General features: G+C 71.4%; 13 protein-coding genes. 11 read left to right on the top strand and 2 right to left on the bottom strand.

The features are described from left to right. Positions 1 to 16: 16 nt before the first annotated feature. The 8 genes from ACWCRA_RS08005 to ACWCRA_RS07970 all read left to right on the top strand — a co-directional run bounded on the left by ACWCRA_RS08005 (position 17) and on the right by ACWCRA_RS07970 (position 12,056). The gene (locus tag ACWCRA_RS08005) at positions 17 to 1,159 is read left to right on the top strand and encodes a prephenate dehydrogenase (protein ID WP_451067146.1); all 1,143 of its coding nucleotides are present in this window, start codon (positions 17 to 19) and stop codon (positions 1,157 to 1,159) included. A gap of 327 nt (positions 1,160 to 1,486) precedes the next feature. After that, on the top strand, positions 1,487 to 4,381 hold the full coding sequence (locus ACWCRA_RS08000) for a helix-turn-helix transcriptional regulator (RefSeq protein ID WP_351549460.1): 2,895 nt from the start codon (positions 1,487 to 1,489) through the stop codon (positions 4,379 to 4,381). Between the two features lie 152 nt (positions 4,382 to 4,533). Further along, positions 4,534 to 6,912 (top strand): aminotransferase class I/II-fold pyridoxal phosphate-dependent enzyme, encoded by a 2,379-nt coding sequence (locus ACWCRA_RS07995; protein WP_451067052.1) that lies wholly within the window; start codon positions 4,534 to 4,536, stop codon positions 6,910 to 6,912. Between the two features lie 117 nt (positions 6,913 to 7,029). Beyond that, complete coding sequence (gene dpgA / locus ACWCRA_RS07990) at positions 7,030 to 8,190, top strand: 3,5-dihydroxyphenylacetyl-CoA synthase DpgA (RefSeq protein ID WP_451067051.1); 1,161 nt, start codon at positions 7,030 to 7,032, stop codon at positions 8,188 to 8,190. Positions 8,191 to 8,213: 23 nt separating this feature from the next. After that, complete coding sequence (gene dpgB, locus ACWCRA_RS07985; RefSeq protein ID WP_451067050.1) at positions 8,214 to 8,867, top strand: enoyl-CoA-hydratase DpgB; 654 nt, start codon at positions 8,214 to 8,216, stop codon at positions 8,865 to 8,867. After that, on the top strand, positions 8,864 to 10,171 hold the full coding sequence (gene dpgC / locus ACWCRA_RS07980; protein WP_451067049.1) for a (3,5-dihydroxyphenyl)acetyl-CoA 1,2-dioxygenase DpgC: 1,308 nt from the start codon (positions 8,864 to 8,866) through the stop codon (positions 10,169 to 10,171). Before dpgB ends, dpgC begins: the two co-directional genes overlap by 4 nt. Further along, complete coding sequence (gene dpgD, locus ACWCRA_RS07975) at positions 10,168 to 11,133, top strand: enoyl-CoA-hydratase DpgD (protein ID WP_451067048.1); 966 nt, start codon at positions 10,168 to 10,170, stop codon at positions 11,131 to 11,133. The genes dpgC and dpgD overlap by 4 nt, the downstream gene beginning before the upstream one ends. A 122-nt stretch (positions 11,134 to 11,255) precedes the next feature. Continuing rightward, positions 11,256 to 12,056, top strand: coding sequence for an alpha/beta fold hydrolase (locus ACWCRA_RS07970; RefSeq protein WP_351549446.1), 801 nt, complete (start codon positions 11,256 to 11,258; stop codon positions 12,054 to 12,056). Here the strand turns inward: ACWCRA_RS07970 and ACWCRA_RS07965 are convergent. Then, complete coding sequence (locus ACWCRA_RS07965; RefSeq protein WP_351549443.1) at positions 12,034 to 13,311, bottom strand: sensor histidine kinase; 1,278 nt, start codon at positions 13,309 to 13,311, stop codon at positions 12,034 to 12,036. The genes ACWCRA_RS07970 and ACWCRA_RS07965 overlap by 23 nt on opposite strands. An 8-nt stretch (positions 13,312 to 13,319) precedes the next feature. Continuing rightward, positions 13,320 to 13,973: a response regulator transcription factor gene (locus ACWCRA_RS07960; protein ID WP_451067047.1), complete on the bottom strand. Its 654-nt coding sequence runs from the start codon at positions 13,971 to 13,973 to the stop codon at positions 13,320 to 13,322. Positions 13,974 to 14,271: 298 nt separating this feature from the next. On the opposite strand from ACWCRA_RS07960, the gene ACWCRA_RS07955 reads away from it, so the two are divergent. The 3 genes from ACWCRA_RS07955 to ACWCRA_RS07945 form a co-directional block, all read left to right on the top strand. Then, on the top strand, positions 14,272 to 14,496 hold the full coding sequence (locus tag ACWCRA_RS07955) for an MbtH family protein (RefSeq protein ID WP_351549437.1): 225 nt from the start codon (positions 14,272 to 14,274) through the stop codon (positions 14,494 to 14,496). A gap of 99 nt (positions 14,497 to 14,595) precedes the next feature. Further along, complete coding sequence (locus ACWCRA_RS07950; protein ID WP_451067046.1) at positions 14,596 to 16,638, top strand: ABC transporter ATP-binding protein; 2,043 nt, start codon at positions 14,596 to 14,598, stop codon at positions 16,636 to 16,638. A 95-nt stretch (positions 16,639 to 16,733) separates the two neighbouring features. Continuing rightward, positions 16,734 to 17,029: AMP-binding protein (locus ACWCRA_RS07945; RefSeq protein WP_451067045.1), on the top strand; the 296-nt coding region annotated here is incomplete at its 3' end.

The raw sequence follows: 17,029 nt of genomic DNA, 5'->3' as shown, positions 1-17,029 counted from the left end.
CGGGGTGAGTCTGGTGATCCGCGCCATTGCCGTCATCGGTACGGGTTTGATCGGTACATCCGTCGCTCTCGCGGCGCGCCGCCGCGGTGTGACCGTTTTCCTCTCCGACCGGGACCCGGTGGCCGCCCGGACGGCGGCGGCTCTGGGCGCCGGGCGGACCCGCCCGCCCGCGGTGCCGGTGGATCTGGCGGTGCTCGCCGTTCCGCCCAGCACGGTGGGCGCCGTGCTCGCCGAGCAGCAGACGCGCGGACTGGCCCACTGCTACACGGATGTGGCGAGTGTGAAGTCCCTGCCCGAGCGGGTCGCGCTGCGTCTGGCACCCGATCCGGCGTCCTATGTCGGCGGGCATCCGCTGGCCGGGCGGGAGCGGTCCGGACCGCTGGCCGCCCGGGCGGATCTCTTCGAGGGCCGGCCGTGGGCGCTCACCCCGTCCCCGCTGACCTCGGACACGGCGCTGCGCCGGGCGCGGGAGCTGGCGGTGCTCTGCGGGGCGGTCCCGGTGGTCACCCAGAGCGCGTCCCATGATGAGGCCGTGGCTCTGACCTCGCACGTTCCCCATCTGGTCGCGAGTCTGATGGCGGCGCGGCTGTCCGGGGGCCCGGCCGGGGCGACCCGGTTCGCGGGCCAGGGGCTGCGGGACGTGACCCGGATCGCGGCCGGGGACCCGGGGCTGTGGGGCGACATCCTCCAGTCCAACGCGGCGGCCGTCGCGGGGGTGGTGCGGGAGCTGCACGAGGATCTCTCCCGCCTGGTCACGGCGCTGGACGGGCTCACCGGGGGCGACGGCGGAGCGCGGGCCCACGGCAGACGGGCCCTGGTGGATCTGCTCGACCGGGGGCTCTCGGGACTCACCGAGATCCGGGGCGGGCGCGGCGGAACCCCGCAGGGCGGCGCGCGCGTCCTGGTGGCCGTGACGGACCGTCCCGGGGAGCTGCCCCGGCTGCTGGCCGCCGCCGGCGGCGCGGGCGCCGACGCCGAGGGGGCGACCGTCGAGGACGCCGGGGGGAGCGGACTCACCGTGCGCTTCCCCGTGGCGCCCCATGTCCTGGACCGGCTGGTCGCCCATCTCGTGGCCGAGGGCTGGAACGCGCGGGGGGTGGATGCCGCGTATACCGACCAGTACGAAAAAGGGATGATACGACCGACTGTCCGGACCTGAGTCCAGGACTGGCTGAATCTCTATTCCCGCGCTGCCGCATTTCGCCTAATCTCACCCGCAAGGAATTCGCGCGATGTCCCAAAATCATCCATGCGTTTCGCAACGAGTGGCTCAAAAGGACCCACGTCGGCCGGTTCGGCTCAGTATGCTGTTTTGAGGTGTGTTTCTGTTCGGGTGACCCCCCGCCCTGCCTCCCCCGCAACGTAAAGCACCGCAGGTCAGAGGCGTGATTCCCAGGGAATCGCGCGATGGATGGGTCACGTGGCAAACATGCGCAGCCAAGCCATACAAAGCTGGACAGAGCACACAGAACGTACGGGGGGATCCGTGAAGTTCAGTGAAAGAGACGAGGAACTGCGACTGCTCGGCCGGTTGTACGCGGGGTGCGCCCGGGGCAAGGGCGCGGTCGTCTTCACCAACGGGCCCGTCGGCTGCGGAAAGACCGCACTGCTCCAGACGTTCGCCGGGCTGGTACGGGAGAAAGGGGGCCTGTTCCTCTCGGTAACGGCCGCCACCAGCGAACGTCACCATCTGTTCGGCCTCGTCGACCAGTTGATGAACGCGATACGCGCCGCCGGAATGGCCGCCGACCCGCTCGCCGCCGAGGAAGTCGATGTCACCCTGTCGGCCGGCGACCACCCCAGAGCCCCGAGAATCCCGCTCGGCCTCCTTCAGCGCATCAGCAGGACCATCTCCGAACTCGCCGAGCGGGGACCGCTCGTCCTCGGCATCGACGATGTGCACTTCGCCGACGAACCCTCCCTCCAGTGTCTGCGCTATCTCATCCGGCGTATCGATTCCTCCGCCGTTCTCATCGTGCTCAACGAGAGCTCCTGCCACGAACGGGAACTGGCGACCCTGCACGCCGAGACACTCCACCTGCCCTACTGCCACCGCGTCAGACTGGCGCCCCTGACCCTGGGCGGCACCGCCGAGACCCTCACCCGGAGCCTGGGCGCCGTCCCGTCCCCGGCCTCCGCCCAGGCCTGGGCCGACATCAGCGGAGGCAACCCCCTGCTGCTGAACGCCCTCGTCGAGGACCGGCTCATCGAGGACCACCTGACGGAGGACCACCTGACCGAGGCCCGGCCCGCGGCCGACGGCGCACCGGACCCGGCCGGCCCCCAGCCGGGGGAGTCCTTCCGCCACGCCTTCCTGCGCTGCCTGCACCGCTGCGAACCCTCGATGCTCGCCACCGCCCGCGCCCTGGCCGTCCTCGGCGACTCCGCCTCGCCCCCGCTCATCGGCGACTTCCTCGGTGTCGACGCCACCTCCGTACGCCGCTGCCTCGCCGACCTGAACGCCGCCGGCCTCCTCGCGAACCTCCGCTTCCGCCACGAACGGGCCCGGCAGGCGGTTCTCGACGGCATCCTCCCGAACAGCCTTCTCACCATGCACGGACGGGCCGCGGAAATACTCCACGCGAGCGGCGCCCCCGCCCGGGCCGTCGCCGAACAGCTCATGGCCACCCACGACTCCGCCCGGGCGTCGTGGCGCGTCGGCATCCTCCGCGAGGCCGCCCGCGAGGCCATCCACCTCGGCGACATCGGCAAGGCCATAGACTGCCTCCGCCACGCGTCCGGCATCTGCGAGGACGCCGCCCAGGAGGCCCATATCGCCGCCGCCCTCGCCGACGCCCAGTGGCTCAGCGACCCCGTCAAGGCCGGCCGCTATCTGCCCCACCTGAGCCACCTCGTCAGCTCCGGCGCCCTGACCGGCGACGATGCCATGGTCCCCGTCAAACACCTGATGTGGCGCGGCGACTTCGCCCAGGCCGAGGCGCTGCTGCGGATCGTCGAGAGCGCGGCGGGCGGAGCACCCGTGAGCCCGCCGTGGGCCGCCGCGCCCGTGGATGTCAAGGTCGGCCGGCTCTGGCTCTCCTTCATCTACCCCGGCCTCTCCGAGGACGCCACCGCGGCCAAGGCCGAGACCGGCAGCCCCTTCGCCCAGCCCCTCTCCGCGGCTTCCCGCCCGGTCTCCTTCCTCACCCTCCTCAATGTGTCGGCGACCCTGATCGGCGACGGCGAGGAGTTCCAGGGAGCCGACCACGTCCTGCACAGCACCGACGCCGACAGCCCGCTCACCCCCGCCCTGTTCGCGCTGCTCTTCCTGATCCAGACCCACCGGCCCGACGAGGCGGTCCAGTGGGCCGAACGGCTGCTCCACGAACCGTGGATTCGCCGGGTCCCCATGCGGCGCGCCGTGTTCGAGACCATACGATCGGCGGCGGCCCTGCGCGCCGGGGACACCGTCACGGCCGGCGAGTCCGCCCGTACCGCGCTGGAACTGGTCTCCGCGGCGGCCTGGGGCGTCGCCGTCGGGCTGCCGCTGGCACTCGCCGTCCGCGCCGCCACCGAGCAGGGCGACTTCGACGCCGTCATGCCCTATCTGAACACCGCCGTCCCGCCCATCATGTTCGACACCCCCTTCGCCCTGCCCTATCTCCAGGCACTCGGCCGCTACCACCTCGCCATGGGCCGCCCGCACACCGCGCTCACCAACTTCCAGTCCTGCGGGGATCTGATGCGGCAGTGGGGCGCGGACTCACCCGACCTCGCCGACTGGCGCAAGGACGCCGTCGCGGCACTCGTCGCCATGCGGCAGGCAGGCCAGGCACGCACCCTGCTGGAGGAACAGCTCACCCTCCTCGGCGACGGGCGCACCCGCGACCGGGGCGTGGCCCTGCGGCGCCTGGCCGCGATCAGCGCCGCACCCGACCGTCAGTCCCTGCTCAAGGAGGCCATCCGGATTCTCGCCGACTGCGGCGACCAGTTCGAACTCCGGCGCGCGCAGGACGACATGGCCGCCGCGACCGCCCCCGAACGGCCGGGCGCCCACCGCGGCCGGCTCAACGGCACCCTCGCCGGAAAGGTCCCCGCCCCGGGCCGCCGCGACCTCGACACCCCCCGGGACCCGGCTCACGAGAACGGCACCGTCCCCCTGATCCCCTCCGGCGCGCCCACCGCAGGGCACAGCGTCCACGACGAGAGCACCGTGCCCCCGGCGCTCGCGGAACTCACCGACGCCGAACGCCGGGTCGGGGCGCTCGCCGTCGCCGGGTGCACCAATCGTGAGATCGCCGTCCAGCTCTTCATTACGGTCAGCACCGTCGAGCAGCATCTCACCAAGATTTACCGCAAGTTAAAGGTCAGGAGCCGTTCCGGTCTCCCGGCGGAACTTCTCGCCTTCACCGACCTCCCCTGCTTCCCGAATGGAGGATAAAAAGGGAAACACGTCCACGGCACGACATCAACGCGTCTGTCCAAGTGACCACTCCCGTCGGTTGGACGCGTTGGCGGAGCCGTAAGCCCCATGTGATCCTGGCGGCCTGGAATCCATTCGCCGCAATTCGTTGATTGCCTGGGGGAAAATCCATGGCCGGACGCGGTCTCGAAGACTATGCGCGCCTGGCGCGCGAAGGACTGGACTCCGTCCCGGCAGAATTCCTGGCAACGGAAGAGCGCCTGTGGGCGGGCAATCGGAGAATCCTCGACCGGACGGCGCTCCGCCCGGGCGACGGCGATCTCCCCGGCCCGCCCGGGACCGCCGCCAAGATCCTCGGCCACACCTGGCCCGCCCCCCTCCTCGTGGGCTCCCTCGCCGGACTCGTCCGCCCCGAGGGCGAACTCGCCGTGGTCCGAGCCTCCGGCGCCGCCGGGCTCCCCGTCGTCGTCAGCGCGTTCACGGGACGCACCTTCGCGGAACTCGCCTCGGCCGCCGAGGGCCCGCTCTGGCTGCGGACCCATCTCTTCCGGGACCGGGGCACCGCCCGCTGGCTGGTCTCACGCGCCGCCGACGCCGGCTTCGAGGCCGTCGTCCTCGCCGTCGGCCCCCAGCGCCATGTCCGGCTCGCGCCCGGCGCCGTCCCCGTGAACCTCGCCGAGGACATCCCCATCCGCCACTTCCGCGGCGGCGGCCCGCTCGCCGACCTCGGCGGTTACGGCCCCTTCGCCGACCCGCGCGCCCTTCTCGACGACACCGTCGACTGGGCCGGCGTGGGCCGGCTGCGCTCCATCTCCGCGCTGCCGCTGTTCGTCGCCGGAGTGCGCACCCCGATGGACGCCGTCCGCGCCCTCGCCGAGGGCGCCGACGGCATCGTCGCCGACGACCTCGGCGCGCTCCCCGGCATCGCGGCGTCCGTCGCCGGACGCTGCCCCGTACTGCTCCGGGGCGGAATCCGCCGCGGCGCCGACATTCTCGTATCCCTCGCCCACGGCGCCGACGCGGTCCTGCTGGACCGGCCCGTCCTGGACGGACTGCTCGTCGCCGCCCGTGAAGGCGTCACCGAGGTCCTGGAGGAACTCGTGAGCGAACTGCGGGCCGCGCTCGCCCTCACCGGGACCGGGTCGGCCGCCGACGCCGGCCCCGAGCTGCTCCGTACCACCGCCCCGGCACCCACGGGCGCGGCGGACGGCACCGCCGAGCGGGCGCCCGAAGGGGATCTGCGCCGGAGCGATCTGCACACCAGTGTCTCGGACCCGGTCCTCGACACCATGAACTTCCTCAACGAGGTCACCCACCGCTACCCCGACGCCATCTCCTTCGCCCCGGGACGCCCCTACGACGGGTTCTTCGACACCGAGGAGATCATCACCCACGTCCGCACCTACCTCGACCACCTCGCCCGGCAGGGCGACTCGCCCCAGGCGATCCGCACGGCCATGTACCAGTACGGCCCCACCGCCGGCCAGATCCGCGAGATCATCGCCGACTCGCTCCGCGACGACGAGAACATCGACATCCCCGCCGAGTCGATCGTCGTCACCGTCGGAGCCCAGGAGGCCATGCTGCTGGTGCTCCGGGCGCTGATCACCGGCCCCGACGACGTCCTGCTCGTCTCCAGTCCCTGCTACGTGGGGATCACCGGGGCGGCCCGTCTCCTCGACATCGGGCTGAGCGCCGTCGACGAACGCGACAGCGGACTCCACTGCGCCGACCTCGAAGCGGCGATCCTGGCCGAGCGGGCCCGCGGCCGGCGCCCCCGCGCCCTGTACGTCGTACCCGACCACTCCAACCCGTCCGGTACGACCATGGACGCCCGGACCCGTGCCGAGCTGCTCGACCTGGCGGCCCGCCACGACTTTCTCATCGTGGAGGACAGCCCCTACCGGATGGTGAGCCCCGGGCCCCGGCTGCCGTCCCTGAAATCCCTCGACCACGCCCGCAGGGTCGTCCACCTCGGCTCGTTCTCCAAGACCATCTTCCCCGGCGCCCGCGTCGGCTTCGTCGTCGCCGATCAGCGGGTCGTGGACGACACCGGCCGCACCGGACTCCTCGCCGCGGAACTCGCAAAGATCAAGAGCATGGTCACGGTGAACACCTCGTCCCTGAGCCAGGCCGCCGTCGCCGGAGCGCTGCTCGCCGCCCGGGGACGGATCTCCGAGCGGAACGCCGAGGCCGCCGACTACTACGGCAAGGCCCTGCGGACGACCCTGCGCAGCCTGGACCACCACCTCCCCGCCGAGCGCCGGGAGGCCCTGGGAGTGCGCTGGAACGAACCCACCGGAGGGTTCTTCCTCACCGTCCAGGTGCCGTTCCGCGCCGACAACGAGGCACTGACCCGGTCGGCACAGGAGTTCGGCGTGATCTGGACACCGATGTCGTACTTCTATCCACAGGGCGGTGGCGATCACACGCTGCGCCTGTCCACCAGCTATCTGACCGATGCCCAGATCACCGAGGGCACCGCACGGCTCGCCCGCTTCATCGAGGACCGGAGCGCCGGCACCCCCGGTGCGGCGGCCCGGCCGTAGCCGTCCCGTCCGTCCGATCCAGCACCTTCGCACGAGAAGGGCGAAGAGAGTGACCAGCACCATTCGCAGCACACAGCGACCGCGCAGCAAGCCGCGCATGTGGGGGTGGACTTTCCGTTGACCATCAGCATCGACCGTCCGGTGATATCGGACGCCGACCAGGACCTGACCGCACCCGTGACCGCTCCGGCCACGACCCGCGGGCCGTACATGCCCCTCGCGCCCAGAATCGTGGGGGTGGGCACATCCGCCACGCCCACCTCCTTCACCCAGCGCGAAGTCCTCGACACCTTCGGCATCACCGACCCCAAGATCCGCGGGGTCTTCCTCAACAGCGCCATCGAACGGCGCCATCTCACCCTGCCTCCCGAGGCCGAGGACGGAACCCGCCTCTCCGAACCGCAGGGCGACCTCCTCGACAAGCACAAGGCCCTCGCCATCGAGATGGGCGCCGAGGCGCTCCGCAACTGCCTCAAGCGAGCCGGCGCCGACCTCTCCGATCTGCGCCATCTGTGCTGTGTGACCTCCACCGGCTTCCTCACCCCCGGTCTCAGCGCCCTGCTGATCCGGGAACTCGGCATCGACCGGCACTGCAGCCGCTCCGACATCGTCGGCATGGGCTGCAACGCCGGACTCAACGCCCTGGGGGTCGTCTCCGGCTGGGCCGCGGCGCACCCGGGGGAGCTGGCCGTCGTGCTCTGCTCGGAGGCCTGCTCCGCCGCGTACGCCATGGACTCCACCATGCGCACCGCCGTCGTCAACAGCCTCTTCGGCGACGGCTCCGGGGCCGTCGCCCTCGTCGCGGGCGCCGACGGCACCGTCCCCGGCACCCCGGAGGGGCCCAGCGTCCTCAAATTCGCGAGCTGCATCATCCCCGAGGCCGCCGACGCGATGCGCTACGACTGGGACCGGGACCAGGGCCGGTTCAGCTTCTTCCTCGACCCGCAGATCCCCTATGTGGTGGGCGCGCACGCCGAGCTGACCGTGGACCGGCTCCTCGAAGGGACGGGTCTGCGCCGCAGCGACATCCGGCACTGGCTGGTCCACTCCGGCGGCAAGAAGGTCATCGACGCCGTCATCGTCAACCTCGGACTGACCCGCCACGACCTCCGGCACACCGTCGGCGTCCTGCGCGACTACGGCAATGTCTCCAGCGGCTCCTTCCTCTTCTCCTACGAAAGGCTGCTCGACGAGCACGTCACCGCACCCGGCGACCACGGTGTCCTCATGACCATGGGACCGGGCTCCACGATCGAAACGGCGCTGGTCCGATGGTGAACACCGGGGAAGTGACAGGGAATATGCCCATACTGAAGATCGACGGCACCGCGCCACTGTCGGCCGGGTCCGTCAAGGCCCTCGCGGCGCTCTGCGACCAGACCGAGGACCACCCCGGAACCGAGGCCGTCACCCTGCATGTCGAGGGCGCCCCCACCGAGGGCTGGACCACCGGGCTGAACGTCGCCCTGGTCACCAAGTGGGAGCGCACCGTGCGCCGGCTGGAACGGCTGCCCGCGCCCACCATCGCCGTCGTCCGCGGCGACTGCGGCGGCACCGCGCTCGACGCGCTCCTCGCCACCGATGTCCGTATCGCGACCCCCGGCGCCCGGCTTCTCGTCTCCGGCGACGCCGGGGCGACCTGGCCGGGGATGGCCTCCTACCGGCTCGTCCAGCAGGCCGGTGCCGCCCGGGTCCGCCGCGCGGTGGTCCTCGGGGTGCCCCTCACCGCCGCCGACGCGGCGGCCCTGGGACTCGTCGACGAACTCACCGACGATCCGGAGGGCGCCCTCGCCGCCACCGTGCGGCGGCTCGCCGGACGCTCCGGCAAGGAACTGGCCATCCGGCGCCAGCTCCTCTTCGACGCCACCACCACCAGCTTCGAGGACGCCATCGGCCCCCACCTCGCGGCGTGCGACCGCGCACTGCGCCGGGTCCCCGTGGGGGAGGCCCCATGACGGCGACCCTGCCCGAGCGCACCACCGCGACCGCGCTCCGGGCCGGCCTCGCGGAGGCGGTGAGCCACGCCGACGAGGTGGTGGCCGCGCTCCCCCGCCCGGGGAGGCGCTCTCCCGAGCAGCGCGCCCGCGCCACCGCCGCCAAGGACGCCGCCCGCGCCCTGCGCGCCCGGTTTCTCGACACCCAGGTCGACGCCGTGTACGACCGGCTCACCGAGGGCCGCACGGTGGCCCTGCGGCTCGCCGAACTCGTCGCCGCGGCCGCCGTCGCCTTCCCCGGGCTCGTTCCCTCGGCCGAGCTGCTCGCGGACGAACGGAGCAGGACCCAGGCGGACAAGGAAGGCCACGAGATCGACCAGGGCATCTTCCTCCGCGCCGTGCTCGGGTCCGCCACCGCGGGCCCGCATCTGCTGGAGTCGATGCTCCGGCCCACGCCCCGGGCCCTGGAGCTGCTGCCGGAGTTCATCCGTACCGGAACGCTGCGGATGGAGGCCGTGCACCTCGAACGGCGCGACGGTGTCGCCCGGCTCACCATGTGCCGCCACGACTGCCTCAACGCCGAGGACAACCAGCAGGTCGACGACATGGAGACCGCCGTCGACCTCGCGCTCCTCGACCCGGCCGTCAGTGTCGGACTGCTGCGCGGCGGCGAGATGAGCCACCCCCGCTACCGGGGGAGGCGGGTCTTCAGCGCGGGGATCAACCTCAAGAACCTCAGCTCGGGCGATATCTCCCTGGTGGACTTCCTGCTCCGCCGGGAACTCGGCTACATCCACAAACTCATCCGGGGCATCCGCACCGACGGCCCCGGCGGCTGGCACACCCCGTACACCGAGAAACCGTGGATCGCCGCCGTCGACGGCTTCGCCATCGGCGGCGGCACCCAGCTGCTGCTCGCCTTCGACCATGTCCTGGCCGCCGCGGACGCCTACCTCAGCCTGCCCGCCGCGAAGGAGGGCATCGTCCCGGGGGTGGCGAACTTCCGCCTCAGCCGGTTCACCGGCCCCCGGGTGGCCCGGCAGATCATCCTCCAGGGCCGCAGGATTCGGGCGAGCGAACCCGACGCCCGTCTCCTGGTGGACGAGGTCGCCGAACCCCAGGACATGGACGGCGCGGTCGAGCGCGCCCTCACCCGGCTGCGCGGCGAGGCGGTCATCGCCAACCGGCGCATGCTCAACCTCGCCGACGAGCCCCCCGGCGCCTTCCGCGCCTACATGGCCGAGTTCGCCCTCCAGCAGGCCCTGCGGATCTACGGCGAGGACGTGATCCACAAGGCCGGAGACTTCGGAGCCCCGGCACCATGACCGACCGACCCGACCAACCTGAGCGATCCGACCGGCCCGACCGGCCCGACCGGCCCGACCGACCCGAGCGATCCGACCGGCCCGAGCGATCCGCCCGGCCTGAGCCGTCCGGCCGGCCCGGCCGCCGCACCCGCGACCCCGGCCACCCGACCGCCCGGGACCCCGACCAGCGCGCCCGCGTGCGCTACGAGAAGAAGAACCACATCGCCCGCGTCACCATCGACCGCCCGCACGTCCTCAACGCGATGGATCTGCGCACCCACGAGGAACTCGCCGCGATCTGGGACGACGTCGAAGCGGACGACGACATCAGGGCCGTGGTCCTCACCGGAGCCGGCGACCGCGCTTTCTCTGTCGGCCAGGACCTCAAGGAACGGGCCCGGCTCGACGCCCGGGGCGCCCCCCTCACCACCTTCGGCAGCCGGGGACAGCCCGGCTGGCCCCGCCTCACCGACCGGTTCACGCTCTCCAAACCGGTCGTCGCGCGCGTCCACGGATACGCGCTGGGCGGCGGCTTCGAACTCGCCCTGGCCTGCGATCTGATCATCGCGTCCGACCAGGCCGTCTTCGCGCTGCCCGAGGCCCGGCTCGGACTGGTCCCGGGCGCCGGAGGAGCCTTCCGGCTCGCCCGGCAGCTCCCGCTGAAGGCCGCCATGGGCTACCTCCTCACCGGCCGCCGGCTCGACGCCGCCACCGCCCTGCGCCACGGGCTGCTCAACGAGGTCGTCCCCGCCGGCCGGCTCGACGACTGTGTCGACGGCTGGACCGACGATCTCGTCCGCAGCGCCCCCCTGTCGGTCCGCGCCATCAAGGAGGCCGTCCTCACCTCCGTGGACCTCCCCCTGGAACAGGCCTTCACCACCCGGTACGCATGGGAGGAGCGCCGCCGGGAGAGCGGGGACGCGGTCGAAGGAGTCCGGGCGTTCGCCGAGAAGCGCGAACCGCACTGGTCCGGCCGCTGACCCGCACCGCCCGCACCACCCGAACCTCCGGGCCCGCCGCCCCACCGGGCGACGGGCCCGGCCCTCCGGTGTCCAAGTGACGGGACCGGACGGTTGGACGAAACGTGAAGGGAAACACACCGATGCCGGTCGCTCGCATCAACGGGATCAACCTCAGCTACGACACCTACGGCTCCGGGGAGCCCGTCATCATGGTCACCGGGACCGGCGCCCCCGGCCGCGTCTGGCGCACCCACCAGGTGCCCGCCCTGCGCCGCGCCGGCTACCGGGTCATCACCGTCGACAACCGCGGCATCCCGCCGACCGATGTGTGCCCCCAGGGCTTCACCCTCGCCGACATGGTCGCCGACCTCGCCGCTCTCATCGAGCACATGGGCGAAGGCCCCTGCCGTCTCGTCGGCACCTCCATGGGCGGAATCCTCGTCCAGGAACTCCTGGTCTCCAGGCCCGAACTGGTCCGCCAGGCCGTCCTGATCGCCAGCAGCGGACGCACCGACACCCTGCTCGCCGCCATGTCCGCGGGCGACATCGAACTCGCCGACAGCGGCGTCAAGATCCCACCCCGGTACGCCGCCTACATCCAGGCCCTCCAGAACCTCTCCCCGGCCACCCTCAACGACAAGGAGCTGCTCCAGGACTGGCTGACCGTCCTCGAAATGTCCCCCGTCGACATCTCAACCGCCCGCGGCCAGCTCGGCCTGGACGTCATCCCCGACCGGCTCGCCGTCTACCGCCGCATCAACCGCCCCTGTCTCGTCATCGCCTTCGCCGACGACCTCGTCGTACGGCCCCATCTCTCCCGCGAGGTCGCCGACAGCATCCCCGGCGCCCGCTACACCGAGATCCCCGGCGCCGGCCACTACGGCTATCTGGAGAAGCCCACCGCCGTGAACTCCGCCATCACCGACTTCTTCGCCCGCTGACCCGCTCCGGCGCGGGCCGGGAGGGAACCGGCCGGTCACCCGAGGCCGGGAACGACACCGTGATCGTCATACCTCCCTCCGGCCGCGCCCGCGCGGTCACCGTCGCGTCATGCGCCTGCGCGATGGCCTGCACGATCGACAGCCCCAGCCCCAGTCCCTCGGTACGCGCCACCCGCGTCGCGTCCAGCCGCTGGAACGGCTGGAACAGCCGGCCGATCTCATCCGGCGGCACCACCGGACCCGTGTTCGTCACCATCAGCGTCGCGCGCCCGTCGACCGTCGCCGTCGTCACATCCACCCGGCCACCGCGGATGTTGTGCCGCAGCGCGTTGTCGACGAGATTCGTCACCAGGCGCTCCGTCAGATTCCGGTGACCGGCCGCCGTCGCCGCGCCGATCGACGGCAGGAACACCACCGTGCGCGACTCCGCGTCGGACTCCCGCGAGTCGACGACCTCCTGCGTCAGCCGCGCCAGATCGAACGGCTCGCGCACATCGATCCCGCCCTGGCTCCGCGCCAGCGTCAGCAGCGCCTCGATGAGCCGCTCCTGCTGCGCGCCCGTCACCAGAATCCGTTCGTGCGCCGCCCGCAGCGAGTCGACCGTCGCGTCCGGATCGGCCAGCGCGACCTGACCCAGAGCCCGCTGCCGCGCCAGCGGCGTACGCAGCTCGTGCGAGGCGTTCGACACAAACCGCCGGTGCGCCTCGAACGAGGTCTCCAGACGGCTCAGCAGACTGTCGAAGGTGTCGCCCAGCTCTTTCAGCTCATCGCCCGGACCGTCGAGCGCCAGCCGCTGGTGCAGGCTCGTCGCCGAGATCTCCTGCGCCGCCGCCGTGATCGTGCGCAGCGGGCGCAGTATCCGGCCCGCCACGATCCAGCCCAGCGCGATCGAGACCACGAGCATGATGGAGAGCGCGATGGCGCCCTGCGTCAGCAGGGCGTCCATCAGGGTGTCCTTGCCGTCCACCGGGATCGTCGCCGACGACCCCTGACCGGGCGGTTCGGGCAGCCGCGACGGCGTGGGCAGCGACACCGGGGGCTCGGGCAGCTCCCGCTGCTTCCCGTCGCTCCGCTCCCGCAGATCCTTCCAGGTGTCCTGCACCCGGCGGTTGACGAGAAAGATCATGATCGTCTGGAGCGCCGCCCCGGAGGCCGCGAACAACCCGCCGTACAGCAGCGTCAGTCTCAGCCGGACACTGCGCCGGGGGCGCCCCGAGCGCAGCACGGGGCCGGAGAGCCGGGACATCACAGACATCGCCGCCCTCAGATCCGGTAGCCGCGCTTGGCCACGGTCTCGATCACCGGAGGATCGCCCAGCTTGGCCCGCAGCCGGCTGATGGTGATCTTGACCGCGCTGGTGAACGGATCGGCGGCCTCGTCCCACACCCGCTCCAGCAGCTCCTCCGCCGACACGGCCCGCCCCTTGGACGCCAGCAGCAGCTCCAGCACCCCGAACTCCTTGGGCGCCAGATCCAGCGGCCGGCTGGCCCGGCTCGCGGTGCGCCGTGCCGTGTCCACCACGAGGTCGCCGTGCCGGATCACCGGAGGCACCAGCGGATGCGCCCGGCGCGCCAGTGCCCCGATCCGCGCGATCAGCACCGGGAAGTCGAACGGCTTCGCCAGATAGTCATCGGCTCCCAGACTCAGCCCGTCGACCAGATCCTCCGCCGTCGCCGCGGCCGTCAGCATCAGCACCCTGCTCCGGCACCCGGAGGCGATCAGCTCCGCGCACACCTCATCGCCGTGCATGCCCGGCAGATCCCGGTCGAGCACGATCACGTCGTAGTCCGTGAACAGCGCGTGCTCCAGCCCCTCCTCGCCGTCGAACGTCACATCCACGGTCATCTGCGCCCGGCGCAGACCCACCGCGACCGTCTGGGCCATCTCCTCGTCGTCCTCGACCACGAGCACCCGCACCTGATCCCCCTCCGCAACGCCACACCCCGGACACGAACACCTTGACAAGTACAGCAAGGATCAACCACCCCCGGTTTCCGCAGGGTTTCGTCGGGAGGACACCCGCCGTACCGCCGGACACCACTTCCCCCGCTGCTCTCCGACCATTCCCGGAAATCCGGAAAAGAAATCTGTCAACCGCTGTCCAAGTGTCAGAAATTCATGGTTGGACAGTGCCAAAGATGACCACCATTGCCCGTCCACATCCACCCCGCTAACGTGAAGCCCGATCAACCAAAGGCAATTGATGGGAGTGGTTATGGCCAACCCGTTCGACGACGAAAACGGCACCTTCCTCGTCCTGGTGAACGAGGAAAACCAGCACTCGCTCTGGCCCGCGTTCGCGGACGTTCCCGCCGGGTGGAAGGTCACGTTCGGCGAGGACACCCGCAAGGCGTGCCTGGAGTACATCAACGAGACCTGGACCGACATGCGGCCCAAGAGCCTCATCGACGAGATGGACAGGGCCCGCGCGGCCGGCTAGCCCAGACCTCCCCACATCGACGACACAGCAGAGGAGGCAGCAGTGGCACTAATCGGCGGCCCGGGGCCGATGATGGGCGGCCCCGGGCCGGACGGACCCATGTCCAAACGTCAGGTCACGCCCGGCACAACAAAGCGAATTCTGCCCTACGCCAGGCCCTACCGGCTCAGCATCGCCATTCTCCTGACCCTCGCCGCACTCAACGCGGCAATCACGGTCGCGACCCCTGTACTGTTCAAGTACCTCATTGACAACGGTATCGCCGTGCGCAATACCGAAGTCGTCGTGGGAGTCGCCGTCGCCGTCGCCGGCCTCGCACTCGCACACTCATTCGTCGGATTCGCCGAGGCATGGCTCTCGGGACGCGTCGGTGAAGGACTCATCTACGACCTCCGCACCAAGGTCTTCGACCACGTCCAGCGACAGCCCCTGGCCTTCTTCACCCGGGCCCAGACCGGCGCCCTGGTCAGCCGGCTCAACAACGACGTCATCGGCGCCCAGCAGGCGATCACCGCCCTGCTCTCCACCGTCGTCTCCGCCGGACTGACCGTGCTCTTCGTGCTGATCACCATGTTCTACCTCTCCTGGACCGTCACCCTCGTCTCCCTGGTGCTCCTGCCGCTCTTCGTCCTCCCCGGCCGCGTCGTCGGCCGCCGGCTCCAGCACGTCATGCGCCGGCACATGGGAGTCAACGCCGAAATCGGCTCCCTCATGAACGAGCGCTTCAATGTCACCGGCGCACTCCTGGCGAAGCTCTACGGCCGCCCCGACCACGAGACCGGACTCTTCGCCGGGCTCGCCGCCCGGGGCCGCGACCTCGGCGTCCAGACCGCGGTCTACATGAAGATGCTCCCCATCTCCATGCTTCTCCTCGGCTCTCTGGCCCTCGCCACCGTGTACGGCCTGGGCGGCGCGCTCGTCATCCGTGACGCCTTCCAGATCGGCACCCTCGTCGCCCTGGCCACCCTGATGACCCGGCTGCTCACCCCGGTGAACCAGCTCTCCAGCGCACAGGCCGACGTCCTGTCCGCGCTCGTCAGCTTCGACCGGCTCTTCGAGGTGCTCGACCTCAAGCCGCTCATCGCCGAGAAGCCCGGAGCCGTCCCCCTGCCCGCCATCGGCACCGCCGGGGGAACCGCCCCCGCCATCGAGTTCGACGGCGTCTCCTTCCGCTATCCGAAGGCCGCCGATGTCTCCCTCGCGTCCCTGGAGAACATCGCCCTGCCCATGCAGGAGCGCACCGGCACCGAGTGGACCCTCCGCGATCTCGGCTTCACCGCCCCCGCCGGGAAGCTCACCGCCCTCGTCGGCCCATCGGGCGCGGGAAAGACCACCATCACCCAACTGGTGCCGCGCCTCTACGACGCGGTGGAGGGCTCCGTCCGTATCGGCGGCCACGACGTGCGCGACCTCACGCTCGAATCGCTGCGCACCTCCATCGGCATGGTCACCCAGGACGCACACCTCTTCCACACCACCATCCGCGGCAATCTGCTCTACGCCCGCCCCGGCGCCACCGAGGAACAGCTCGCCGACGCCTGCCGGGCCGCGCAGATCTGGCAGCTCATCGAGAGCCTTCCCGACGGACTCGACACCGTCGTAGGGGACCGGGGATACCGGCTCTCGGGCGGTGAGAAGCAGCGCATCGCGATGGCGCGGCTGCTGCTGAAGGCCCCGCCGATCGTCGTGCTCGACGAGGCGACCGCCCACCTCGACTCGGAGTCCGAGGCGGCACTCCAGCGCGCCCTCAAGACCGCGCTGGCCGGCCGTACCTCCCTGGTCATCGCCCACCGTCTCTCCACGATCCGGGAAGCCGATCAGATCCTCGTCATCGACAAGGGCCGGGTCCAGGAACGCGGCACCCATGAGGAACTCCTGGAACAGGACGGTCTGTACGCGGAGTTGTACCGCACCCAGTTCGCGGGCCAGGGCAGCGCCGGCGCCCACGGCAACGGGCAGCAGCCGCAGCGCGTCCCCGAGCCGGTGGGTCCGCACGGATCCTTCCCGGGAGGCCCACCCGGACAGGGCCCCTACCCGGGTATGCCGGGACCCGGATTCTTCCCGGGCGGCCCCGGCCCTGGCTTCATGCCCGGCCCCGGCCCCGGCCCGATACCCGGCGGCCCGCCACCGGGCCACGGCTGACCCCCGGCCGCGGCGGCTGACCACGGCCGCAGCGGCCGGCCCAGCGCCCGCACCACCGAGAGAAAACCACCGTCGAGTCAGTGGGGACCGTTGGAATGCCTGATTCTCGCCGCTCACCTCTCTCCGCCACCCCGCATCCGGGCACGTTCCTGGAGCTGTTCGCCGCGAGGGTCGAGGCCGCGCCGGGTGTCGCCGCGGTGCGGTGTGGGCCGGAGGTGCTGTCGTACGGGGAGCTGGAGGCCCGTGCGAACCGGCTGGCCCGCCATCTGAGAGACCTGGGCGTGGGCCGGGAGTGCGTGGTGGGTCTGTGCCTGCCGCGTGGGGTGGAGATGGTGGTGGCGCTGCTGGCGGTGTGGAAGGCGGGTGGCGCGTATGTGCCACTCGACCCGGA

It is taken from the genome of Streptomyces sp. NPDC001889 (assembly GCF_053594535.1).
Note: the sequence above shows the minus strand (reverse complement) of the source record. Positions and strands in the feature narration are given on the sequence as shown.